Genomic DNA, 22,408 nt, shown 5'->3' with positions numbered 1-22,408 from the left:
TCATGGCTGGATCGGCGTATCGGGCAGATTGCCCCACTCGCCCCAGGAGCCGGCGTAGCCCTTGACGCGGGGATAGCCCAGAGCTTTGGCCAGCAGGTAGGTGAAGCCGGAGCGATGATGCGTCTGGCAATGGGTGATGACTTCCTTTTCCGGCACGATGCCGAGCGCGCTGAGCTGCTCGGCGATATCGCCGCGGATGCGCAGCGCGCGTGCGGCGTCCATGCCTGCGGTCCATTCGAAATTCACTGCGTCGGGAATATGGCCGCCACGTGCGGCAAGCACCTTCTCGCCGCGGTATTCCTGCGCGGAGCGTGCGTCCCAGATCACCAGATCGTCAGCGCCGAGGCGGCTTTCGATGTACTCACGGGTAGCGATCGGCGCGCTGTCGAGTTCCAGTACCACCGAACCGTCGACGGCCGGCGGTACCTGCTGCGACAGCGGTCGCTGCTCGGCCAGCCAGGCATGCAGCCCGCCATTGAGGTAGTGGTAGCGGTGATGACCGATAACGTCGAGCAGCCAGATGAAGCGACCGGCCCAGCCGCCGCCTTCGTCGTCGTACACCACATAAACTGCTTCGCGGCGATGGCCGAGAGCGCCGAACAGCGCCTCGAGCTGTGCCTTGGGTGGCAGTAGTCCCGGTGCCGGCGGTTGGCCCAGTTGGGTCTGTTTCGGATCAACGAAGCGGGCGCCGGGCAGGTGGCCTTCGGCATAGCGCGCAGCGCTGGTCAAGTCGACGAGAATCAGTTCGGGCGCATGCAGGCGTTCGGCCAGATCGGCAGGTTCGATCACCAGCGGCAGGTTGGAAAAGGCGGACACGGCAGGCCTCGGCTAGTCGGTGAAGGCGAAGTCTAGCGAAAAAGCTCAGGCGCCGCGCTTGCTGAAGTGGCTCAGCGCTCGCTCGATGCACTGCATGGTCTTGTCGAACGCTTGCAGGGTCGCATCACTGAACGGAGCGTTGCCCTGATCGGCGATCAGCAGCATCACCACGCGGCCGCCGCTGCCCAGCGAGCGCAACAACAGATGCTCGCCAGCAAACAGTGCCTTGAGCGTGCCGGGTAGCAGCGCCGAGAACATCGCCATGTTTTCTGGCTTCAGGCGCAGCAGTGCCGGCTTTTCCAGCAGGCGGCGCAGTACCTGGCTTTGCGCGGGGTCGAGGATCAGGCGTGCGGCGTGTGGCGGCAAGCCGACATCCTGCTGGGCGACCAGGCGCTGATTCTTGCGGTCGAGCAGCATCAGCAAGGCACGTTGCATGCCGATGCTGGTCACGGCCGTGCGCGCGCAGGCTGTCAGCTGTAGCACGTTGCTGAACGGGCTGGGCTCTTGGAGTAGCTGCCGGCAGCTGTCACGCCAGAGGGCCAGTGCCTGGGCGTCGGGTGTGCTCGCGGTGCCGATTTTCTCCCGCTGGAAGCGACTATCCCAAGGCCACAGCAGTCCTTGTGCTGGGTGCCAGAGGTCGGTCGGGCCGAACGCGCGGGCGCTGTTCACGGCCTGCTGGTGCACCAGTTGCTGCAGTTGTGCCAGGGGCAGCTGCAGATAGAGTCCGGCCAGGTGCTGCCAGCGCAGGGTGTGCACACCACTCCAACTATGGTGGGCCGATAGCGCCAGGCCGTTGGCGAGCACGATGGTGTTGCTCGGCAGGGTCAGCCAGCGGCGTAGTTCGGGATCGGCATCGAGCATCTGCTGTTGATGCAGCGGATGCTCGTTGTCACGGGCGATGTGCAGTGCCTTGACCAGCAGGCGCCGATTGCCGCTGAGCAGGCGGTAGCCCTGAATGATCCAGTCCGGCAGGTGCCAGTGTTCGGCGACACGCAGGCACAGCTCCAATAACGAGACGCCAAGCAGCTGCTGTTCGACGCGGCTGGCCGGTTCGCCGTTAACCAGCACGCGCTGCTCCCAAGCTTCGAGCAATGGTGGATGGGCCGCGAGTAATGCCCACACTGGCGAGAGAAACAGCAGACTGCCCCAGTGGATGTCTTGCCACAGGCGCGCCAACCGGCCGGCGAACAGGCCGTTGGCCTGCTGGCTGGCGTGCCGGCTGATCAGCACCATCTGTCGCAGGGCGTGGGGAATATCGCTGGTTTGCGCTGCGGGGATGCGGTTGAGCAGTTGTTCGGCGCGTTGCAGACCGATGCGGCTGAGCGCGGTTTCGAGGCTCTCGGCGGGCTTGCTGTCGGCGGCGCGATGCCTGTTGGCTTCGCGGATGAAGCAAAGCGCGAGCACCGGGCTGGGCTGGATCAGTTCGGCGATCTGGCGCATGGACTGGCTGCTGTCGCGCAACGCTTGGCGAACGCTTTCATGCGTAGAGGCAAACGCAGGTAGCTGGGTATCGTCGAGAAGTTTGATCCAGGCGGGGATGCTGCGAGGAAGCGAAGTCGTTGTGGTCATGGCGCCGAACTGGCTTTTCATCGGGATGGCCTTTAGTCTGGCGCAAAAGTTCCGATAACCAGAACAATTCTTTCAGATACCCTCCTTGACGCAGCGCCAGACCGGCGTGCTTCGCCTCGTTCCGGTCGGTCCGCATTCAGTTTTCCAGACGGTACCTATGGTCAAGATTCTCGGCATTCTCGTGGTAATCGGCAGTGTGCTCGGTGGTTTCATCCTCTCGGGCGGTGCGCTCGCCGCGCTCATCCATCCATTCGAGGTGATGATCATTGGCGGCGCTGCACTGGGCGGCTTTCTGCAGGCCAATCCGGCCAGCACCACGAAGATCGTGTTCCAGAAATCGCTGAAGATGTTCAGCAGCCGCTTCACTCAAACCTACTATCTGGAAGTGCTCGGCCTGCTCTATTCGATACTCAACAAGAGCCGCCGCGAGGGCATGATGGCCATCGAGGCCGATCTCGAGGATCCGGCCGCCAGCCCACTGTTCAGCAAGTATCCCGGCGTGCTGAAGGATGAGCGGATGACTGCTTTCATCTGCGATTACCTGCGCATCATGTCCTCCGGCAACATGGCGCCGCACGAGCTGGAAGGGTTGTTCGACATGGAACTGGCCAGCCTGAAGGAAGAGCTGGAGCACCCGTCGCACGCCGTTAACCGAATCGCCGACGGCTTGCCGGCGATGGGGATCGTGGCTGCGGTGCTCGGCATCGTGCTGACCATGTCGGTGCTGGCCGATGCGAACAACGCCGAGATTGGCGAGAAGGTCGGCGCCGCGCTGGTCGGTACCTTCCTCGGCATTCTTGCTGCCTACGGCTTCTTCGGCCCGCTGTCGGCGGCGCTCGAGCACGATGCCAGGGAAGAACTGAACCTCTACGAGGCGATCAAGGCCACCCTCGTCGCCTCGGCCTCCGGCATGCCGCCGACGCTGGCCGTCGAGTTCGGGCGCAAGGTGCTGTTCCATGCCCACCGGCCGAGCTTCTCCGAGCTCGAACAAGCCATGCGTGGCAGCTAAGGCCCGCGCATGGACAACAACCAACCGATCATCGTCAAGCGGGTCAAGAAGACCGCCGGCGGCCATCATGGTGGTGCCTGGAAGATCGCCTTCGCCGACTTCATGACGGCGATGATGGCGTTCTTCCTGGTGATGTGGCTGATGAGTTCGGCCACGCCGGAGCAGAAGCGCGCCATTTCCGGCTACTTCCAGGATCCGATCGGCTTCACCGAAAGCGCCAGTCCGCACGTCATCGACCTGGGCGGCACGCCCACGCCGTCGCCGGACCGCACCCTCCATCCGGAGATCGATCCGGCGGTGCAGCAGGCGGAATCGAAGATCGATGCCGAGCAGGCCGAAACCTTCGCCGAGCAGCTCGAGCGGGAGCGGCTCGAGCTGCTGCTGCAGGAGTTGCAGAACAAGGTCGACGAGAATCCCGACCTGAGACGCTTCAAGGACCAGATCCTCTTCGAGATCACCAAGGATGGCCTGCGCATCCAGATCATGGATGCCGAGAACCGGCCGATGTTCGCCCTCGGCAGTGCCCAGCTGCAGCCTTATTTCGAGGACATTCTGCTGGCCATGGGCGACACCATTCGCGCGGTGCCGAACAAGATCAGCATCAGTGGACATACCGATGCCAAGCCTTATCTCGGGCGCACCGATTTCGGCAACTGGGAGCTGTCTGCCAGTCGTGCCAATGCGGCCCGGCGCACCCTGGTGGCCGGCGGCTATCCGGAGGAGCAGATTGCTCGCGTCGTCGGTTACGCGTCGTCGGCGCTGTTCGATCGCAAGGACCCGCTCAACCCCATCAATCGGCGCATCGATATTCTCGTGCTGACCAAGAAGGCGCAGCGCACCATCGAAGGCGAGCAGCCTGCGCCGGCCGGAGGCGAAGACGAAGAGGCCGGCGCGCCGTCGGCAACCGCACCCGAGCCCGGAGCGCCGGGGGCACCGCTGCAACCGGAGCAGCTGCGCGAGCGGTTGAACATCTTCGAGGAAGGCGTGTTGAAGTTCGATCAGCCGGTGCGCTGATGGTCGCGGTCGTCGCTAGGGCAGCGGGTCAGTAATCGGAGTCGGGCAGGCTGCTGAGGATGTGCCGGTAGCTGGCCATGCGCTGTGGCTGAATGCGCCCGTCCTCGAGTGCCTTGAGCAGAGCGCAACCGGGTTCGCGATCATGCTTGCAGTCGCGGAAACGGCAGTGCCCGAGCAGATTGGCGAATTCGATGAAGCCAGCCTCGACGTCGTCGCGACTGACATGTCCGAGGCCGAATTCGCGAATGCCCGGAGAGTCGATCAGCTCGCCACCGCCGGGGAAATGGAACAGTCGCGCCGTGGTGGTGGTGTGCGTGCCCTTGCCGGTCAGCTCCGAGAGCGCGCCGACGCGTGTGTCCACGCCGGGCAGCAGGCTGTTCACCAGCGAGGACTTGCCCACACCGGATTGTCCGACGAACACGCTGACGTGGCCGTCGAGTCTGGCCCGCAGTTCGTCCATTCCGGCGCCGCCGTGCGCGGACACTTCCAGCAGCGGATAACCCAGAGTGCGATAAACCGCCAGCAGCGCATTCAGCGCCCCCTCGTTCTGCTCGTCGATCAGATCCGCCTTGTTCAATAGCAGCAGCGGGCGGATGCCAGCGTGCTCGGCGGCGACCAGGTAGCGGTCGATCAGGTTGGCATGGGGCTCGGGCAACGGGGCGAAGACGATCACGATCAGGTCGACATTGGCTGCTACCGGTTTGAGCTGGCCGCGGGTGTCCGGGCGGCACAGCTCCGAGTGTCGGGGCAGCTGTGCGACGATCACGCCGATACCCTGATTGCCCGGACGCCATACCACCCGATCGCCAGTGACCAATGCCGGCAGGTTGGCGCGCAGGTGGCAGCGGAAGACCTGACCGCTGTGTTCGCCTTCCTGCGCCTCCACCTCCACTTGTACGCCGAAGTGGGCGATCACCAGGCCGAACTGCTCCGGCCCCAGATCGCCCCCCTCCAGTTCCTCCAGTGCCCGTGATTCACGGCGTGCGGCACGTGCGGCACGTTCTTCCTGGATTTTCTCGATGCGCCAGTTCTGCCGGCGGTTGAGTTGGCGTTTGGCCATGTGGTTGGGCTGTCAGTCGATGAAGGAACGCGAGTCTAGCATGGCCTCACGCGGGGGCTGGCGGCCTGTTTCGGGGCGGGTGTGGCGGGTAGACTGGCGGGCCGTTCCGGACCGTCGCCTGCCATGTTCGATTCGCTGCGCTCCCGTCTTCCAATTCTGACTGCGCTCTGTGCGCAGTTCGCAGCGGTGCTGCTGACCTGGCTGTTGCTGCTGGGCGCGTTGCGCCTGCTGGACGTCCGGCTGTCCCTGTTGCAGGCGGCTGTGGTGCAGGGCGTGATCGCGGCGTTATTGGGTGCCCGCCTGGGGCTGTCTTCCTGGTGGTTGCCGATCAACCTCGGCTTCGTCCCGGGGCTGGCGTTGCTCCAGAATCACAGTCTGCCGACGTGGCTTCCGGCGGCCGCGCTGGTGCTGTTGCTGCTATTGAACTGGAACGCCTTTGTCGAGCGCGTGCCGCTGTACTTGACCGGGACTGCCACGGAGCGCTGTCTGCAACAGCGCCTCCGCGCACTGCCGGGGCACTTCCGCTTCGTCGATCTGGGCTGCGGGTTGGCGGGCAGCTTGTCGCGCCTGGCGCGGGCCTTTCCGCAGGCGCGTTTCGTCGGTGTGGAAACGGCGCCGCTGACGTTCGCCATCGCCTGGCTGCGCTGCCTGCCGCGGTCGAACTGCCGGATCGTTTTCCGCAACCTGTGGCGGGTCGATCTGGCGGATTTTGAGGTGGTCTACTGCTTTCTCTCTCCGGCGCCGATGCCGGCGCTGTGGCGCAAGGCCAGTGCGCAGATGCGAGCGGATGCGCTGCTGATCAGCAACAGCTTCGGGGTGCCGGGCGTCGAACCCGAGGAGCGGCTGGCCGTCAGCGACTGGCGGGATTCTCAGCTGTTGATCTGGCGACCGGGCGGCCGCCGCTCACCTGACGGACAGGGCGCGACCGGCTAAACTGCGCGCCACAGCCAAGGAGCCCACCATGCAGAATGCGCAGAACCTGATCTGGATCGACCTGGAAATGACCGGTCTGGATCCGGATACCGATGTGATCATCGAGATGGCGACCATCGTCACCGACAGTCAGCTCAACGTGCTGGCCGAGGGGCCGGTGATCGCAGTGCATCAGAGTGACGAGGTGCTGGCGCGGATGGACGAGTGGAACACCCGCCAGCACGGTGGTTCCGGCCTGACCCAGCGCGTACGCGAAAGTCGTGTCTCGACTGCCGAAGCCGAAGCCCAGACCCTGGCGTTTCTCGAGCAGTGGGTGCCGAAGGGCAAGTCGCCGATCTGCGGCAACAGCATCTGTCAGGATCGACGTTTCCTCTACCGGCAGATGCCGACGCTGGAAGCCTATTTCCATTACCGCAATCTGGACGTCTCGACCCTCAAGGAACTGGCCGCACGCTGGGCGCCGCAGATCATGGAAGGCTTCAAGAAGAGCAGCACGCATCTGGCGCTGGATGACATCCGCGACTCTATCGCCGAGCTGCGTCACTATCGCGAGCATTTCATCAAGGTCTGACTGCTGAGAGGTCAGGCAAGCCTGGCCTCATCCTTCGCAGGTTGGTGCCGCGCCGGGAGGCTCCGCCCCTGTATCTGCGCGTCGCGAAGAACCCCGACCTACTTGCCGAGCTTTCTCAGTTCGTCCGATTCGACGATGCGCACCCCGTCGCCTTCCTCCAGCGCCAGGCGCCAGAGCGCGCGGGCCAGCGTACACGCCTCGATGCCGTGGTATTTGCCCGGCAGCAGCTGCGACAGCGGTGCGGCCAGGCGTTCGCTCAGGCGCAGTTCCAGCCGCGGGCCGAGCAGCTGTGCAGGGCGTGCGATCGTCAGCTGTGGCCAGTCCTGCGCCTGCAGGGCTGCTTCCATCTCGCCCTTGACCCGGCAGTAGAAGAGCGGGCTGTCCAGGCTTGCGCCCAGCGAGCTGATCACCAGCAGGTGACGCGCACCGAGTTCCCGGGCGCGCCGGGCGAAGGCGACCACCAGTTCGAAATCGATGGCGCGGAAGGCTTCCTGCGTGCCGGCCTGCTTGAGCGTGCTGCCCAGGCAGCAGAATGCGGTATCGATCGGTCCGCTCAGCTGGTCGAGCAGCGATGCCAGTGCGCCGACCGGATTGTCCAGGCGCGGATGCACCGCCAGAGGTTTGCGCGTCGGCGCCAGCACGCGCTCCACGGTGGGCTCGTTGAGCAATCGGTCGAGCAGGTGTTCGCCGGTCAGCCCGGTGGCGCCGGCAAGCAGAATGCGCTGGGGCGTCAGATACATGGTCGTGCTCCTGTGGCGATCAATGAGGGGTGACGGGGCGTTGCTGCTGCAGTTTCCGCCAGTGCTTGACGACGTGCTCGGGCGCCCACAACTGGGGTTCGGAGGCTTGATAGTCGTCGGCCTGCTCGCGTTCGGCAACCCTCGTTTGCGCCAGCGTGAAGGCTTGCACAATGTCTTCGGTCTGTTGCAGGGCTTCGGCGAACAGTGCTCGGCCAAAGTAGGTGAAGTCGCTCTCCTCCGAGCACCCGAAGGACACCCGGTCGGCGCGGGCGGCGGTCATCACCAGTCGCTGCGGGCTTTTCAGTGGTTCGATGAAACCGCCGGAGTAACAGGCGGAAATGACCATTACCTGGCTGCGCTCGGCTAGCGGGCCCATCAGTTCGGCCAGTTCAGTTGCCGACAGGTCGTCCAGTCCCAGCCGTGGCTGCTGCAGGATCAGGCGGTGATCGGCGGTGCCGTGGCTGGTGAGATAAATGAAGATCAGGTCCTCCGGCCCGCTGCGTTCGGCCAGCGTGCGGATCGCCCGCGCCAGGTTCTCGCGGGTCGCCAGTGGGCGCTCAGCCAGATGATCGCGATGATTGACCAGACTGATCTGTCCGTGGGCGGCGAAGCGTTCGGCCAGCAGGCGCTGCACGTAGTCGGCCTCGCGCAGGAACACGCTCTGCCGACCATCGCCAGCGAGCACCAGGCTGTAAAGCTCGGCGGCGGGGGTAGAGGGCGGCAGCGCGGCGAGCGCCTGCTCGAGCAGTGCTCCCTGCCGCAGCAGACCCAGTTCGAGCGGGTCAGGCAGGCGGTGTCCCAGTTCGTCACGCACGCGTCTGCCGTTGCGCCAGCTGCCGCGTTGCACGCTGCCGTCGGCGAGGGTCAGTTCGCCTTCACCGCTGAACTTGCCCTGGCGGAACTGGCCGCGATAGCGGCTGCCGTCCGGGCGCTCGAGTTCGCCGGCGCCGTGATACTGCCAGCGGCGGAATCCGCCGCTGTAGCGGCTACCATCGGCACCGGTATGGCGGCCCTCGCCGGTCAGTTCGCCGTGGACGAAATGACCCTCCCAGACATCGCCGTTGCCGTCCTCGTAGCGGCCCGGGCCGTGGAACTGATCGTCCTCGAAGCGGCCGCTGTAGCGTTCGCCGCTGCTGGCGAGGTAGCTGCCTTGACCGTTGAGCACGCCCTCGCTGAACTGGCCGCTGTAGGAACCCGCTTCGTCGCTGCGTGTGCCCGGACCGTGGGGTTGGCCGTTGGCGAAGCGGCCCTGGAAGCGCAGGCCGTCGGCGTACTCGAGGACGCCGTCACCGTGATAGACGTCGTTCTGGAACTCGCCGCGATAGGTGGTGCCGTCCTGGCTGAAGCTACCCAGGCCGTGCATGCGCCCCTGGCGAAATTGCCCTTCGTAGATGCCGCCGGCGGCAAAACTGAAGCGTCCCTGGCCGTGGAACAAACCATGCTCGAAAGTGCCTTCATAGCGATCGCCATTGGCGCCATGCCAGACCCCCAGGCCATGCCACTGGCCCGCCTTGAACTCGCCCCGATAGCCGCTGCCGTTGGGGTAGTCGATGCGTCCCTCGCCGTGCAGCAGGCCGTTCACCAACGTGCCGCGATAGCGGCCGCCGTCGGGGAGCACGGCATCTGCCGGCAGCAGGGGTTCGCCGTCGCCGCAAGCGGCGAGCAGACAGGCAAGGAGCAGGGGCGTAAGGCGACGCATGCGGACATCCAGACGACGGAATGCCCGCAGTATGCCGCAATCCGTTCAGACGAAGCAGAGGGCCAGGGTTTCGGCGATATAGGCCGGTTTCTCCGTGCCTTCGATTTCCATTTCGGCGCGGGCCTTGAGCAGCCATTGGCCTGGATTCTTCTCGAAAGCGTCGAGCAGGGTCACGGCCAGGCGCACCCGCGAACCGACTCGCACCGGCTGGATGAAGCGCAGGCTGTCGAGGCCATAGTTGACGGCCATCCGGGTGCCTTGCGGGACGACCAGCAGGTCGCCCATCAGCATCGGCAGCAATGACAGGGAGAGAAAGCCGTGGGCGATGGTGCCGCCAAAGGGTGTCTGTCGAGCTTTCTCCGGGTCGACGTGGATGAACTGGTGATCGCCGGTGCACTCGGCAAACTGATCGACGCGCGTCTGATCGACGGTCAGCCAGTCGGAGCGGCCGAGATCCTTGCCGATGTAGTCCTTGAGCTCTTCAATGGGTACTTGGGGCATGAGTCTTCCTCAGCGGGTTGTTGTCGTTGTGCGCTGGCGGTAGATCAGCATGCGCAGGGAGCTGGCGCAATCACGCATGGCGTGGCGAATGACGCGTCATAGCAGGTCCGGCCGCCGCGCCGGCGAGACATTGCAGCTTATAATCGCGAACTTTTGCTGGAGGGGCGTCTTATGCTGTTACGCGGCCTGACCTGGCTGGTGCTGTTCCAGCTGCTCGGCACGGTACTCAATGTGCTGCTCGTACCGATGCTACCGGGGCCGATCATTGGCCTGCTTCTGCTGTTTGTCGCTTTGTTGCTGCGTGGCCGGGCGAGCGAGTCGCTGCAGCTCGCGGCGAGCAGCCTGCTGCGCTATCTGCCGCTGTTGCTGGTGCCGCCGGCGGTAGGTGTGATGGTCTACACCGAGGCGATCCTGCAGGATTTCTGGGCGATCGTCGGTGTGCTGGTGATTTCCCTGCTGATCTCGCTGGTCTTCACCGGCTGGCTGATGCAGGCATTGATCCGCCGGCAGCAGCGCCGGCAGGAGGGCACATGATCGTGCTCGAGTGGCAAGCCGCCTGGCAGGCGTTGATCCACCATCCGCTGTTCGGCGTTGGCATTACCCTGACGGCGTTCCAGTTGGCCTTCGCCGCCTACGAGAAGACCCGCTGGGTGTTCCTGCAGCCGGTGCTGCTGTCCGCGTTGCTGGTGATTGGCGTGCTGCTGCTGTGCGGGCTCAGCTATGCCGATTACGCCGATAGCGCGCGTCTGCTGACCGTCATGCTCGGCCCGGCAACGGTAGCCCTGGCCGTGCCGCTGTATCTCAACCTGCGCCGCATCCGCGAGCTGTTCGGGCCGATCGTGATCACTCTGCTGGTGGCCGGTGCCGCGGCTACCGCGCTGGGCATGGGGCTGGCCTGGCTGTTCGGCGCCGATCGCATGATTCTCATGACCCTGGCGCCAAAATCCGTCACCTCGCCGATCGCCATGCTGGTGGCCGAGCAGATTGGCGGAATCGTCGCGCTGGCCGCGGTGTTCGTGATGATCACCGGGGTGCTCGGCGCGATCTTCGGCCCGGCGCTGTTGCGTCGCTGTGGTGTCCAGCATCCTGCCGCGCGCGGCATGGCCCTCGGTCTTACGGCCCATGCGGTGGGCACGGCCCAGGCGCTGCAGGAGGGCGATGAATGCGGTGCCTTCGCGGCACTGGCCATGAGTCTGATGGGGGTGATGACGGCGGTGCTGCTGCCGCTGGCGGTGTCCCTGTTGTTGTGACGGAGGCAGCATGAAACTACCCCTGTTCCCGCTGCATACCGTGCTGTTTCCCGGTTGCACCCTCGATCTGCAAGTGTTCGAGCCGCGTTATCTGGACATGCTCACCCGCTGTCTGAAGGCCGGTCATGGTTTTGGCGTGGTGCACATTCTCGAAGGGCACGAGGTCGGCATGGCGCCGAGTGCCTATGCCACGATCGGCTGCGAGGCATTGATCCGCGACTGGCAGCAGCTGCCCAACGGCCTGTTGGGAATCCGGGTCGAGGGCGGGCGGCGCTTTCGCGTGGAGTCTGCCGAGGTGCAGCACGATCAGTTGAGCGTCGCCCAAGTGCACTGGTTGGTCGAACCGGCCGAACAGCCGCTCGACGAGGCGCACGCCGATCTTGTCGTGCTGCTGCAGGCGCTTGCTCGCCATCCGATGGTCGAGAGTCTCGGCATGGGCGGTTCGCCAAGCGGCCAGCGTGACCTAGCGGCCCAGCTGGCCTATCTGCTGCCGTTTCAGGCCGAACAGAAGCTCGAACTGCTGGCGCTGGATGCGCCTGATGAACAGCTGGCGCAGATTCAGGTGCTGCTCGAGGCATTGCAGGGCGAACTGTCGGGCTAGGGGCGGTGGAGCTCCTGCTGTCCACAGATAGCACCACCGTCACGCATGGTGCAGCAGACTTCAGCCATAGCGATACATCTGCATCGCCTCTGGTAATGCCCACACCGAAAAGGCGCCGAGCAGGCCAAGGCAGGCCGGCAGGATCAGCCACCAGGCTCGCGGCGATAGCGCCGGTAGCGGTGCCCGCCATTGCACCAGGGTCAGGCTGAGCGAGCAGGCGGTGGCGGCGAGCAGGGCGCCGGCGAGCACGTCGGTGCTCCAGTGCACGCCCAGATACACCCGCGACAGCGCGATGGCGGTGGCCGGCAGTCCGGCCAGCAGCAGCCAGGCCAGTCGTAACCGTGGCGGCTGGTCGCGGCCGGCGAGCACGCCGAGGGTGAGGAATAGCGCGAAGGCGGCCGAACTGTGGCCGCTAGGGAAGCTGTAGCTGTTCAGCGGCTCCATCAGGACCTCCGGACGGACCCGGGCGAAGGTCGCCTTCAGCGTACCGTTGGCGAGTGCCGTCCCCAGCAGCGTGGCGATGGCGAAGCAGGCGGCGCGCCACTGGCGCAGGAGCAACAGCAACAGGCTGAGCAGCACTGCGACCCACAGCTGCGTGTGGAAGTCGCCAGCTCGGGTGATCAGAACCATGACGCGATCCATCGTCGCGCTGCGCTCGGTCTGAACCACCGCCAGCAGCCCCTCGTCGAACTCCTTGAAGTGTGGCCAGCCGATAAACAGGCCGAGCAGGATCAGCACGCTGAGTCCGGCGGCGATGGCACTGACCCAGCGCTGGTGGCGGAAGCTGCCGTGAATGACGGCGGCGATCAGCATGAGGATCGCGCCGACGATCAGCGCCGCTTCGCCCCAGAAGCCTTCGGCCAGGGGCAGGCGCAGCGCGGCACCGGCGGTCCAGCCGGGCAGCAGGTAAGCCATCGACCAGCCGGCCGCCGCGATCAGGCTCACCAGCAGGAAGCGGCCGAAAGGCATGTCGAGCATGCCGGCGGTCATCGGCAGCATCGGTCGCAGCGGGCCGATGAAGCGGCCGACCAACAGACTAGCGACGCCATAACGCGCGAAATAGTGCTCGGCGCGCAGCAGCCACTCGGGGTGGTGGCGCAGGCCGGGCAGGCGGCGGATGCCCTGGTGATAGCGCCGGCCGAGGCCGTAGGAGATCAGGTCGCCGAGCAGGCCGCCGCCAAAGCCCAGCAGCAGCGTCTCGCTCAGGGTCAAGGCGCCGCTGCCAGCGAGCATGGCGATGGCGAACAACAGCACGGTGCCGGGGATCAGCAGACCGACCACGGCCAGGCACTCGGCGCAGGCGGCGATGAACAGGACCAGGCCAAGCCACTGCGGGTGCGTGCCGAGCCAGGCGGTGAAGGGTTCGAGCCATTGGCTCATGCGGATTTCCTTGTGACGGTCAGGCCTTGTTCGACTCGGTGCGGCGAGCAGGGTTTCTCCGCGCCGATGATAGCGACGCCGGCGCTGTTCGCCGAGCGGCCCTTTCGCCCGACGCCGCTGTGCGTGGGGAGCTGGCGTGTCTATAATCAGCCGCTTTCCCTTTCGTCAGGCCAGCAAGACCATGACCGAGTCCGTGCTCGATTACATGACCCGCCTGGGGCGCGCCGCGCGCGATGCCTCAAGAGTCCTCGCACGCGCCAGCACCGCGCAGAAGAACCGTGCCCTGCAGGCCGCCGCCTGCGCGCTGGATGCCGCGCGCAGCGAACTGGTCGCCGCCAACGAGCAGGACCTCGCCGCGGGGCGGGCCAATGGCCTGGATGCCGCGCTGCTCGACCGCCTGGCGCTGAGCCCGGCCCGGATCGACGGCATGATCGAGGGGTTGCGCCAGGTCGCCGCACTGCCCGACCCGGTTGGCGCGATCCGTGACATGCGCTACATGCCGTCGGGTATCCAGGTCGGCCGGATGCGGGTGCCGCTGGGGGTGATCGGCATCATCTACGAATCGCGGCCGAACGTGACCATCGATGCGGCGAGTCTGTGCCTGAAGTCGGGCAATGCGACCATCCTGCGCGGCGGTTCGGAGGCGATCCATTCCAACCGCGCCATCGCCGCCTGCATCCAGCAGGGACTGGCCGAGGCGGGGCTGCCGGCGGCCTGTGTGCAGGTGGTCGAAACCACCGATCGCGCTGCCGTGGGTGCGCTGATCAGCATGCCGGAGTTCGTCGATGTGATCGTGCCGCGAGGCGGCAAGGGTCTGATCGAGCGCATCAGCCGGGATGCACGCGTGCCGGTGATCAAGCATCTGGACGGCATCTGCCACGTTTATGTCGCGGCCGATGCCGACCTGGCCAAGGCCCAGGACATCGCCTTCAACGCCAAGACCTATCGCTACGGCATCTGCGGGGCGATGGAGACGCTGCTGGTCGACCAGCACGTGGCCGCCGACTTCCTGCCGGCGATGGCTGCACGCCTGCGCGACAAGGGCGTCGAGCTGCGCGGCTGCGAGCGGACCCGCGCGCTGATCGAGACGCAGCCGGCGACCGAAGAGGATTGGCATGCCGAATACCTGGCGGCGATCCTGTCGATCCGGGTGGTGGACGGGCTGGACCAGGCGATCGAACACATCAATCACTACGGCTCGCATCACACCGATGCGATCGTTACCGAGCATCAGGGCGCGGCGCGCCGCTTCCTCGCCGAGGTGGACTCCAGTTCGGTGATGCTGAATGCGCCGACCTGTTTCGCTGATGGCTTCGAGTACGGTCTGGGCGCGGAGATCGGTATCTCCACCGACAAGCTGCATGCCCGTGGTCCGGTCGGCCTCGAGGGCCTGACCTGCGAGAAGTACGTGGTCGTCGGCGACGGCCAGTTGCGCGGTCAGAATGCCTAAACGCATTGGCCTGCTCGGCGGTACCTTCGATCCGGTGCATATCGGTCACCTGCGCGGAGCGCTGGAAGTCGCCGAGATGTTCGGGCTCGATGAGCTGCGGTTGATTCCCAACGCGCGCCCGCCGCATCGCGATACGCCGAGCTGCTCGGCGCAGGATCGTCTGGCCATGGTGCGTCTCGCCGTACAGGACCTGCCGCCGCTGCTGGTGGATGCTCGCGAGCTGGAGCGGGAGAAACCGTCCTACACCATCGACACGCTGATTTCGCTGCGTGCCGAGCTGGCGCCGACCGATCAGCTGCTGCTGCTGGTGGGTTGGGACGCCTTCTGCGGGCTGCCGACCTGGCATCGCTGGGAAGAGCTGCTCGATTATTGCCATATCCTCGTCATGCAGCGGCCGGATGCCGGCAGCGAGGCGCCGCAGGTGCTGCAGGATCTGGTGGCTGCACGCAGCGTTCCCGACCCGCAGGCGCTTGCCGGCGGGGCCGGACAGATCGCCTTCGTCTGGCAGACACCGCTGGAGGTGTCTGCGACGCAGATTCGTCAATTGCTGGCCAGCGGCAAGTCGGTGCGTTTTCTGGTGCCCGACGCCGTACTGGCTTATATCAACGCGCACGGACTCTACCGGGCGTCGAACTGAGGTTGTTTTCACGTTATGCATAATGAAGCTTTGGTCCAGCTGGCGATTGCCGCACTGGAAGATCTGAAGGCCCAGGACATCGTCACCATCGATGTGCGTGGCAAGACCAGCGTCACCGATTACATGGTGATCGCCAGCGGCACCTCGAGCCGTCACGTCAAGTCGCTGGCCGACAACGTGCTGGAGAAGGTCAAGGAGCAGGGCGTGCGCCCGTTGGGCAGCGAAGGCCTGGAGGGCGGCGAGTGGGCGCTGCTCGACCTCGGTGACGTGGTGGTGCATGTCATGCAGGTGCCAACCCGGCAGTTCTACGATCTCGAGCGTCTCTGGCAGGGCGCCGAACAGAGCCGCGCGCAGCACAGCCACGACCCGGAGTAAGAGGTGCGGATCAAGCTGGTCGCGGTCGGTTCGAAGATGCCGCGCTGGGTGGAAGACGGCTGGCAGGAATATGCCAAGCGCCTGCCGTCCGAATTGCCGCTCGACCTGGTGGAGATTCCGCTAAACACGCGTGGCAAGAATGCCGACGTCGCGCGCTTGATTCGCCAGGAAGGCGAGGCGATGCAGGCCAAGGTGCAACCGGGCGAGCGCATCGTCACGCTGGAGGTGCACGGCAAGCCGTGGAGCACCGAGCAGCTGGCGACGGAGCTGGAGCGCTGGCGGCTGGATGCGCGCAACGTCAACCTCATGGTCGGCGGCCCGGAAGGGCTGGCGCCGGAGGTGTGTGCGCGCAGCGAGCAGCGCTGGTCGCTATCGCCGCTGACACTGCCGCATCCGCTGGTGCGGATTCTGGTGGGCGAGCAGATCTATCGTGCCTGGACGCTGCTGTCCGGCCACCCCTATCACAAGTAGTCCGACGACCGATCCATGCCGCAACCGATCCCCCTCAAGGACCACGAAAAGGATGCCCTGCTGGTGCGCAGTCGCGCGCTGGTCGGCATTGTCGTGGTGGTGTTGCTGATCGGTGTGCTGGTGGCGCGCATGTACTACCTGCAGGTGGTGCAGTTCGAGCACCATTCGACGCTGTCGGAAAACAACCGCGTGCATGTGCAGCCGATCCCGCCCAACCGCGGACTGATCTTCGATCGCAACGGCCGGGTGATCGCCGACAACCGCCCGAGTTTCAGCCTGACGGTCACCCGTGAGCGCGCCGGGCAGGACTGGCGCGGCGTGCTCGACCGGGTGGTCGAGGTGTTGCAGCTGCCGGCCGAGGAGCGCGAACTGTTCGAGAAGCGCGTGCTGCAGGGACGCCGGCCGTTCGAGCCGGTGCCGATCATGTACGAGCTGACGGAAGAGCAGATCGCGCGCATCGCGGTGAACCAGTTCCGTCTGCCCGGCATCGAGGTGTCGGCGCAGCTGGTGCGCCACTACCCTCAGGGCCCGCACTTCGCCCATTCGGTCGGCTATGTCGGGCGGATCAACGAGAAGGAACTGCAGACGCTCGATCCGGTGAACTACAGCGGCACCCACCACATGGGCAAGACTGGCATCGAGAAGTTCTACGAGGACGTGCTGCATGGCCAGGTCGGCTACGAGGAGGTCGAGACCAACGCACGCGGCCGTGTGTTGCGCGTGCTCAAGCGTACCGATCCGATCCCCGGTAAGGACCTGACACTGACCCTTGACCTCAAGCTGCAGGAGGCCGCCGAAGCCGCGCTCGCCGGCCGTCGCGGAGCGATCGTGGCGCTGCTGCCGGACAGCGGTGAAGTCGTCGCGATGGTCAGCCAGCCGAGCTTCGATCCCAACCTGTTCGTCACCGGGATCAGCTTCAAGGCCTATGGCGAGCTGCGCGACTCCATCGACCGGCCGCTGTACAACCGCGTGCTGCGCGGCCTGTATCCGCCCGGTTCGACGATCAAACCGATGATGGCGATCGCCGGGCTGGATGCCGGTGTCATCACGCCGACCAGCCGGGTGTACGACCCGGGCTACTATCAGCTGCCCAACGTCAAGCACAAGTATCGCAACTGGAACCGCGGTGGCGACGGTCCGGTGGATCTGGAGCTCGCGATCATGCGCTCGAACGACACCTACTTTTACGACATGGCGCATAAGCTGGGCGTCGATCGCATGCACAGCTACATGACGCGTTTTGGCCTCGGTCAGCGCGTGGCGCTCGACATGTACGAGGAGACCGCCGGACTGATGCCCTCGCGGGAATGGAAGCGAGCGCGTTATCGCCAGGCCTGGTATCCCGGCGAAACCGTCATTCTGGGTATCGGTCAGGGCTACATGCAGGCCACGCCGCTACAACTCGCGCAGGCCACCGCGCTGATGGCGACGCGCGGCAAGTGGGTTCGTCCGCATCTGGCCAAGCGCATCGGGGACGAGCCGCCGGTCGATCCGAATCCGCTACCGGACATCGAGCTGCGCGATCCGAAGTTCTGGGACTATTCGATCCACGGTATGGAGCAGGTCCTGCATGGCGCGCGCGGCACGGCGAAGAAGGTCGGCGACAGTGCGGCCTATCGGATCGCCGGCAAGAGCGGCACCGCACAGGTGGTGGCGATCAAGCAGGGTGAACGATACGACAGCGGCAAACTCAACGAACGGCATCGCGACCATGCGCTGTTCGTTGCGTTCGCCCCGGTACAGAACCCGCAGATCGCCGTGGCGGTGATGGTCGAGAACGGCGAGTCGGGTTCCGGCGTCGCGGCACCGGTGGCCAAGCAGGTTATGGATGCCTGGCTGCTGGGCGAAGACGGTGAGCTGAAGGCCGAATTTGCCGCGCTGCCCGGCATGGAAGGCAAGACACCATGAACGGCAGCTTCGACCGTACCCTGTCCCGCGAGGATGTCATGCGGCGTCGCGCCAGCCTGCTGCAACGCATGCACATCGATGCATTGCTGATGTTGCTGTTGCTGCTGCTGGCTGCCGGCAGTCTGTTCATTCTCTATTCGGCCAGTGGCAAGAACTGGGACCTGCTGATCAAGCAATCCACATCGTTCGGTCTTGGCCTGGGGGCGATGCTGGTGATCGCCCAGCTGGAACCGCGCTTCATGGCGCGCTGGGTGCCGCTGGGTTATCTCGCGGTGGTGGGGCTGCTGCTGGCGGTGGAGTTCGTCGGCCACACCGCGATGGGCGCGACCCGCTGGATCAACATCCCTGGGGTGATCCGCTTCCAACCCTCGGAATTCATGAAGATCATCATGCCGATGACGATCGCCTGGTATCTTTCGGCACGGCCGCTACCTCCGCGCTTCAAGCACACGCTGATCAGCCTTGCGCTGATCCTGGTGCCGTTCACGCTGATCCTCAAGCAGCCCGACCTGGGGACCTCGTTGCTGATTCTCGCCTCAGGCGCATTCGTGCTGTTCATCGCCGGCCTGCGCTGGAGCTGGATCATGGGCGCGGCGGCGGCGCTGGTGCCGATCGCCGTGGCCATGTGGTACTTCGTGCTGCACGACTATCAGAAACAGCGGGTGCTGACCTTCCTTGACCCGGAAAGCGATCCGCTGGGCACCGGCTGGAACATCATTCAGTCGAAGGCCGCGATCGGCTCGGGCGGCGTGTTCGGCAAGGGTTGGCTGATGGGCACGCAGTCCCATCTGGATTTTTTGCCGGAAAGTCATACGGACTTTATCATTGCGGTCCTCGCCGAGGAGTTCGGCATGGTCGGCGTCTGTCTGCTGCTGCTCGTGTACCTGCTGTTGATCGCGCGTGGGCTGGTGATCACCGTACAGGCGCAGACCTTGTTCGGCAAACTGCTGGCCGGTGCGCTGACGATGACCTTCTTCGTCTATGTTTTCGTCAATATCGGCATGGTCAGCGGATTGCTGCCGGTAGTGGGTGTGCCATTGCCCTTCATTAGTTACGGCGGAACTTCATTGGTGACCCTGTTGTCAGGGTTCGGGGTTTTGATGTCGATCCACACCCATCGCAAGTGGATCGCGCAAGTTTGATGAGAGCGTATTTCTTGACTTCATTACGGCGTGGCTGGAAGGCGCGGATGCTTTGCACGGTGGGATTGCTGGGTACCCTCGGCGGTGCGCAGATCGCCATCGCAGCCGATTACCAGGGGCCGAACGTGGACGAGTTCGTCGCCGAGATGACGCGTGACTACGGATTTGCCGGTGAGCAGCTGCTTGAGCTGTTCGCCCAGGCCGAACGCAAGCAGGCGATTCTCGATGCAATTTCGCGTCCGGCCGAGCGGGTCAAGCCGTGGAAGGAATATCGGCCGATCTTCATCACTGACTCGCGCATCGCCCAGGGTGTGGATTTCTGGCGGCAGAACGAGGAGGCGCTGGCGCGCGCCGAGCAGGTCTATGGCGTGCCGGCGCAGGTGATCGTCGCGATCATCGGCGTGGAAACCTTCTATGGGCGCAACACTGGTAGCTACCGAGTCATCGATGCGCTGTCGACGCTGGGTTTCGATTACCCCCCACGCCAGCCGTTCTTTCGCCAGCAGCTCAAGGAGTTCCTCTTGCTGGCGCGCGAGGAACAGGTGGATCCGTTGACGCTCAAGGGGTCCTACGCAGGGGCGATGGGTCTGCCGCAGTTCATGCCGAGCAGCTTCCGCGCCTACGCGGTGGACTTTGATGATGACGGTCGCATCGACATCTGGAACAACCCGGTGGATGCGATCGGCAGTGCGGCGAGCTACTTCAAGCAGCACGGCTGGGCCAACGGCGAGCCGGTGGTTGCGCGCGCCGAGATTGCCGGCGAGCGCGCAGCTGAAGGGCTTAGCCCTGGCCTCGATCCGGTGAAGACCGTGGCCGAGTTGCGCGAACTGGGCTGGAGCGTCGAGTCGCCAGTCGCCGAGGATACCGCCGTCACCGCCTTCCGTCTGGAAGGCGCCGAGGGTGACGAGTACTGGCTGGGGCTGCCGAACTTCTACGTCATCACCCGCTATAACCGCAGCGTGATGTACGCCATGGCGGTGCATCAGCTGTCCGAGCAGCTGGCTGCGGCGCGAGGACAACAGTTATGACGCGTTCGCCTGCGCTCCTGACCCTGACAATTGCCGCTGCGCTGCTCGTCGGCTGTTCGGCAAAACCGCCAGCGCAGTCGTCGTCCGCCCCGACCGGCATCAGTGGTCCTGGCGACTTCGCACGCCCGCACAAGGATGGCGCGCCTTGGTGGGACGTCGATGTATCGCAGATCCCCGACGCGACGCCGATGCCGCACTATGGTCCGGTCAAGGCCAACCCCTATACGGTCCTGGGCAAGACGTATTTCCCGATCAGCGATGGCCGCCGCTACTCCGCTACCGGCATCGCCTCCTGGTACGGCACCAAGTTTCACGGCCAGCCGACTGCCAATGGCGAGAAGTACGACCTGTATGGCATGAGTGCGGCGCACAAGACCCTGCCGCTGCCCAGCTATGTCAAGGTCACCAATCTGGATAACGGTAAGAGCGTGACCTTGCGGGTCAATGATCGCGGGCCGTTCTATTCCGATCGCATCATCGATCTGTCGTTCGCTGCAGCGAAGAAGCTCGGCTATGCCGAAACCGGGACCGCGCGGGTAAAGGTGGAGGGTATCGATCCCCAGGAGTGGTGGGCCAAGCAGGGCCGACCGGCACCGATGGTCATGGCGCAGGCGCCGACCGTTACAGCAGTGCAGTCTGCAGCCCGGCCGCAGGCTCAGCCCATCGAGCAATACACGCCGCCACCGCAGCAGCATGCCGCGGCGGTGGTGCCAGTCGAGCTCGAACGCTCAGGGCGCGCCGAGCTGGCGTCCGGTTTGTTCCTTCAGGTCGGCGCCTTTGCCAATCCGGATGCGGCCGAACTGCTCAAGGACAAGTTGAGTGGCCTAGTGTCTGCGCCAGTGTTCATCAGCTCGGTGGTGCACAATCAACAGACTCTGCATCGGGTCCGCCTTGGCCCCATCAAGACCGCGGACGAGGCGACCCAGCTGGAGCAGAGCGTTCGCCTGGCCAACCTGGGGCAGCCCCGTCGCGTGCGGGCCGACTGAGTTCCTCACGTCGCTGCACAACCTTTGTTTTACTGAACCCAATTTGAGAAACGGATGAACATCACCACCCTCATGCCTCGCTTCATTGTTCTCGCACTGCTGACGATCGCTCCGGCGGTCTGGGCTGCTCCTGTAATTCCGTCGCCGCCGCAGCTGGCGGCGAAGTCCTACATGTTGATGGACGCTGCCAGCGGCAAGGTGCTGGTGGAGAACAACAGCGACGAGCGCCTGCCGCCCGCCAGCCTGACCAAACTGATGACCGCCTACATCGCGACGCTGGAAATCCAGAAGGGCCAGATCAGCGACAGCGACATGGTGACTGTCAGCGAGAAGGCCTGGCGCACCGGCGGCTCGCGGATGTTTATTCAGGTCAACACCCAGGTTTCGGTGGACGACCTGTTGCACGGCATCATCATCCAGTCCGGCAATGACGCCAGCGTCGCCATGGCTGAGCACATCGCCGGCAGCGAAGAGGCCTTTGCCGATCTGATGAATGCCACTGCGCAGCGCCTGGGCATGAGCAACACGCATTTCATGAACGCCACCGGTCTGCCGGATCCGGACCATTATTCTTCCGCCAACGACATGGCCAAGCTGGCCCGCGCGATCATTTACCAAGACCCCGCGCATTACGCCATCTACGCGCAGAAAGAGTTCTTCTGGAACAACATCAAGCAGCCCAACCGCAACCTGCTGCTTTGGCGCGACAAGACGGTCGACGGCCTGAAGACCGGACACACTGAAGAGGCTGGCTACTGCCTGGTGGCCTCCGCGGTACGCGATGGCATGCGCTTGATCTCCGTGGTGTTTGGCACCGATAGCGAGCAGGCGCGTGCCGCTGAAACGCAGAAGCTGCTGACCTACGGCTTCCGCTTCTTTGAGACCCGCACTTTCTATCAGAAAGGCGTCGAGCTGGCGCAGCAGCAGGTATGGAAGGGTGAGCAGCGTCAGGTCAAGGCGGGCCTGGCCGAGGACCTGACGCTGACGCTACCGCGCGGTCAGCTGGACAAGCTCGAGGCGAGCATGAGCTTCAGCGACACGCTGGTCGCTCCGATCGCGCAAGGCCAGGTCATCGGCAAGGTCGACGTCAAACTCGGCGAGGAAGTGCTGCACAGCACCGATCTTGTCGCACTGGAAGCGGTGGAAGAGGGTGGGCTGTTCCGCCGTCTTTGGGATAGCATTCGCCTGTTCTTCTTCAGCCTGTTTAACTGACCACGCTTCGGCACGCCAGGGCTCATCCCGCGCTGGCGTGCCTGCGGATCACGAGT

The 22,408-nt window shown here is 64.8% G+C and carries 23 protein-coding genes; 16 read left to right on the top strand and 7 right to left on the bottom strand.

Annotation, left to right across the window (positions count from 1 at the left end; all coding sequences use genetic code 11):
* Together N8H22_RS01770 and N8H22_RS01765 are read right to left on the bottom strand one after the other, a co-directional pair.
* Positions 1-816 (bottom strand): rhodanese-like domain-containing protein, encoded by an 816-nt coding sequence (locus tag N8H22_RS01770; protein WP_264588906.1) that lies wholly within the window; start codon positions 814-816, stop codon positions 1-3.
* A 45-nt stretch (positions 817-861) separates the two neighbouring features.
* Entirely contained in the window at positions 862-2,385 is a 1,524-nt protein-coding gene (locus N8H22_RS01765) for an HDOD domain-containing protein (protein WP_264589325.1), read from the bottom strand.
* A gap of 157 nt (positions 2,386-2,542) precedes the next feature.
* On the opposite strand from N8H22_RS01765, the gene motA reads away from it, so the two are divergent.
* Positions 2,543-3,394: a flagellar motor stator protein MotA gene (motA, locus tag N8H22_RS01760; RefSeq protein ID WP_264588905.1), complete on the top strand. Its 852-nt coding sequence runs from the start codon at positions 2,543-2,545 to the stop codon at positions 3,392-3,394.
* 9 nt (positions 3,395-3,403) lie between these two features.
* Complete coding sequence (gene motB, locus N8H22_RS01755; RefSeq protein ID WP_264588904.1) at positions 3,404-4,408, top strand: flagellar motor protein MotB; 1,005 nt, start codon at positions 3,404-3,406, stop codon at positions 4,406-4,408.
* 28 nt (positions 4,409-4,436) lie between these two features.
* Here the strand turns inward: motB and rsgA are convergent, their stop codons facing one another.
* Positions 4,437-5,468 (bottom strand): small ribosomal subunit biogenesis GTPase RsgA, encoded by a 1,032-nt coding sequence (gene rsgA, locus N8H22_RS01750; protein WP_264588903.1) that lies wholly within the window; start codon positions 5,466-5,468, stop codon positions 4,437-4,439.
* A gap of 123 nt (positions 5,469-5,591) precedes the next feature.
* Here rsgA and N8H22_RS01745 point away from each other — a divergent pair, with 123 nt between their 5' ends.
* Positions 5,592-6,401, top strand: coding sequence for a class I SAM-dependent methyltransferase (locus N8H22_RS01745; protein ID WP_264588902.1), 810 nt, complete (start codon positions 5,592-5,594; stop codon positions 6,399-6,401).
* Between the two features lie 28 nt (positions 6,402-6,429).
* The gene (orn, locus tag N8H22_RS01740; protein ID WP_264588901.1) at positions 6,430-6,972 is read left to right on the top strand and encodes an oligoribonuclease; all 543 of its coding nucleotides are present in this window, start codon (positions 6,430-6,432) and stop codon (positions 6,970-6,972) included.
* A gap of 98 nt (positions 6,973-7,070) precedes the next feature.
* Here orn and N8H22_RS01735 read toward each other — a convergent pair whose 3' ends face one another.
* Genes N8H22_RS01735 through N8H22_RS01725 form a run of 3 tightly spaced genes read right to left on the bottom strand, consistent with a single transcriptional unit; the run spans position 7,071 to position 9,912 of the window.
* Positions 7,071-7,712, bottom strand: coding sequence for an oxidoreductase (locus N8H22_RS01735; RefSeq protein ID WP_264588900.1), 642 nt, complete (start codon positions 7,710-7,712; stop codon positions 7,071-7,073).
* A gap of 19 nt (positions 7,713-7,731) precedes the next feature.
* Positions 7,732-9,411 carry a C13 family peptidase gene (locus tag N8H22_RS01730; protein WP_264588899.1) on the bottom strand — a complete coding sequence of 560 codons (1,680 nt, stop codon included), beginning with the start codon at positions 9,409-9,411 and terminating at the stop codon, positions 7,732-7,734.
* 45 nt (positions 9,412-9,456) lie between these two features.
* Positions 9,457-9,912 carry a MaoC family dehydratase gene (locus N8H22_RS01725; RefSeq protein ID WP_264588898.1) on the bottom strand — a complete coding sequence of 152 codons (456 nt, stop codon included), beginning with the start codon at positions 9,910-9,912 and terminating at the stop codon, positions 9,457-9,459.
* 171 nt (positions 9,913-10,083) lie between these two features.
* Here N8H22_RS01725 and N8H22_RS01720 point away from each other — a divergent pair, with 171 nt between their 5' ends.
* The 3 genes from N8H22_RS01720 to N8H22_RS01710 are packed head-to-tail and all read left to right on the top strand — an operon-like array spanning position 10,084 to position 11,763.
* Positions 10,084-10,446, top strand: a complete 363-nt coding sequence (locus tag N8H22_RS01720) for a CidA/LrgA family protein (RefSeq protein ID WP_264588897.1) — start codon at positions 10,084-10,086, stop codon at positions 10,444-10,446.
* Positions 10,443-11,162, top strand: a complete 720-nt coding sequence (locus N8H22_RS01715) for an LrgB family protein (protein ID WP_264588896.1) — start codon at positions 10,443-10,445, stop codon at positions 11,160-11,162. The genes N8H22_RS01720 and N8H22_RS01715 overlap by 4 nt, the downstream gene beginning before the upstream one ends.
* A gap of 10 nt (positions 11,163-11,172) precedes the next feature.
* The gene (locus N8H22_RS01710; protein ID WP_264588895.1) at positions 11,173-11,763 is read left to right on the top strand and encodes an LON peptidase substrate-binding domain-containing protein; all 591 of its coding nucleotides are present in this window, start codon (positions 11,173-11,175) and stop codon (positions 11,761-11,763) included.
* A 60-nt stretch (positions 11,764-11,823) separates the two neighbouring features.
* On the opposite strand, the gene N8H22_RS01705 is transcribed toward N8H22_RS01710, so the two are convergent.
* Entirely contained in the window at positions 11,824-13,143 is a 1,320-nt protein-coding gene (locus tag N8H22_RS01705) for a bifunctional DedA family/phosphatase PAP2 family protein (protein ID WP_264588894.1), read from the bottom strand.
* Positions 13,144-13,324: 181 nt separating this feature from the next.
* On the opposite strand from N8H22_RS01705, the gene N8H22_RS01700 reads away from it, so the two are divergent.
* From N8H22_RS01700 to N8H22_RS01660, 9 genes are read left to right on the top strand one after another with little or no spacing between them, the layout of a single operon-like run.
* On the top strand, positions 13,325-14,593 hold the full coding sequence (locus N8H22_RS01700) for a glutamate-5-semialdehyde dehydrogenase (protein ID WP_264589324.1): 1,269 nt from the start codon (positions 13,325-13,327) through the stop codon (positions 14,591-14,593).
* Positions 14,586-15,230: a nicotinate-nucleotide adenylyltransferase gene (nadD, locus tag N8H22_RS01695; protein WP_264588893.1), complete on the top strand. Its 645-nt coding sequence runs from the start codon at positions 14,586-14,588 to the stop codon at positions 15,228-15,230. Before N8H22_RS01700 ends, nadD begins: the two co-directional genes overlap by 8 nt.
* A 15-nt stretch (positions 15,231-15,245) precedes the next feature.
* A complete protein-coding gene (rsfS, locus tag N8H22_RS01690; RefSeq protein WP_264588892.1) occupies positions 15,246-15,605 on the top strand; it encodes a ribosome silencing factor in 360 nt (119 codons plus the stop codon).
* Positions 15,606-15,608: 3 nt separating this feature from the next.
* A complete protein-coding gene (gene rlmH, locus N8H22_RS01685; protein ID WP_264588891.1) occupies positions 15,609-16,076 on the top strand; it encodes a 23S rRNA (pseudouridine(1915)-N(3))-methyltransferase RlmH in 468 nt (155 codons plus the stop codon).
* 15 nt (positions 16,077-16,091) lie between these two features.
* Complete coding sequence (gene mrdA / locus N8H22_RS01680) at positions 16,092-17,984, top strand: penicillin-binding protein 2 (protein ID WP_264588890.1); 1,893 nt, start codon at positions 16,092-16,094, stop codon at positions 17,982-17,984.
* On the top strand, positions 17,981-19,126 hold the full coding sequence (gene rodA / locus N8H22_RS01675; RefSeq protein ID WP_264588889.1) for a rod shape-determining protein RodA: 1,146 nt from the start codon (positions 17,981-17,983) through the stop codon (positions 19,124-19,126). Before mrdA ends, rodA begins: the two co-directional genes overlap by 4 nt.
* 47 nt (positions 19,127-19,173) lie before the next feature.
* Positions 19,174-20,154 (top strand): lytic murein transglycosylase B, encoded by a 981-nt coding sequence (gene mltB / locus N8H22_RS01670; RefSeq protein ID WP_264588888.1) that lies wholly within the window; start codon positions 19,174-19,176, stop codon positions 20,152-20,154.
* Complete coding sequence (locus N8H22_RS01665) at positions 20,151-21,140, top strand: septal ring lytic transglycosylase RlpA family protein (RefSeq protein ID WP_264588887.1); 990 nt, start codon at positions 20,151-20,153, stop codon at positions 21,138-21,140. Before mltB ends, N8H22_RS01665 begins: the two co-directional genes overlap by 4 nt.
* Positions 21,141-21,194: 54 nt before the next feature.
* Positions 21,195-22,352: a D-alanyl-D-alanine carboxypeptidase family protein gene (locus N8H22_RS01660; RefSeq protein ID WP_264588886.1), complete on the top strand. Its 1,158-nt coding sequence runs from the start codon at positions 21,195-21,197 to the stop codon at positions 22,350-22,352.
* Positions 22,353-22,408 lie beyond the last annotated feature (56 nt).

The sequence above is a fragment of the Stutzerimonas sp. S1 genome (genome assembly GCF_025966695.1).
Classification (GTDB): Bacteria; Pseudomonadota; Gammaproteobacteria; order Pseudomonadales; family Pseudomonadaceae; genus Stutzerimonas.
Note: the sequence above shows the minus strand (reverse complement) of the source record. Positions and strands in the feature narration are given on the sequence as shown.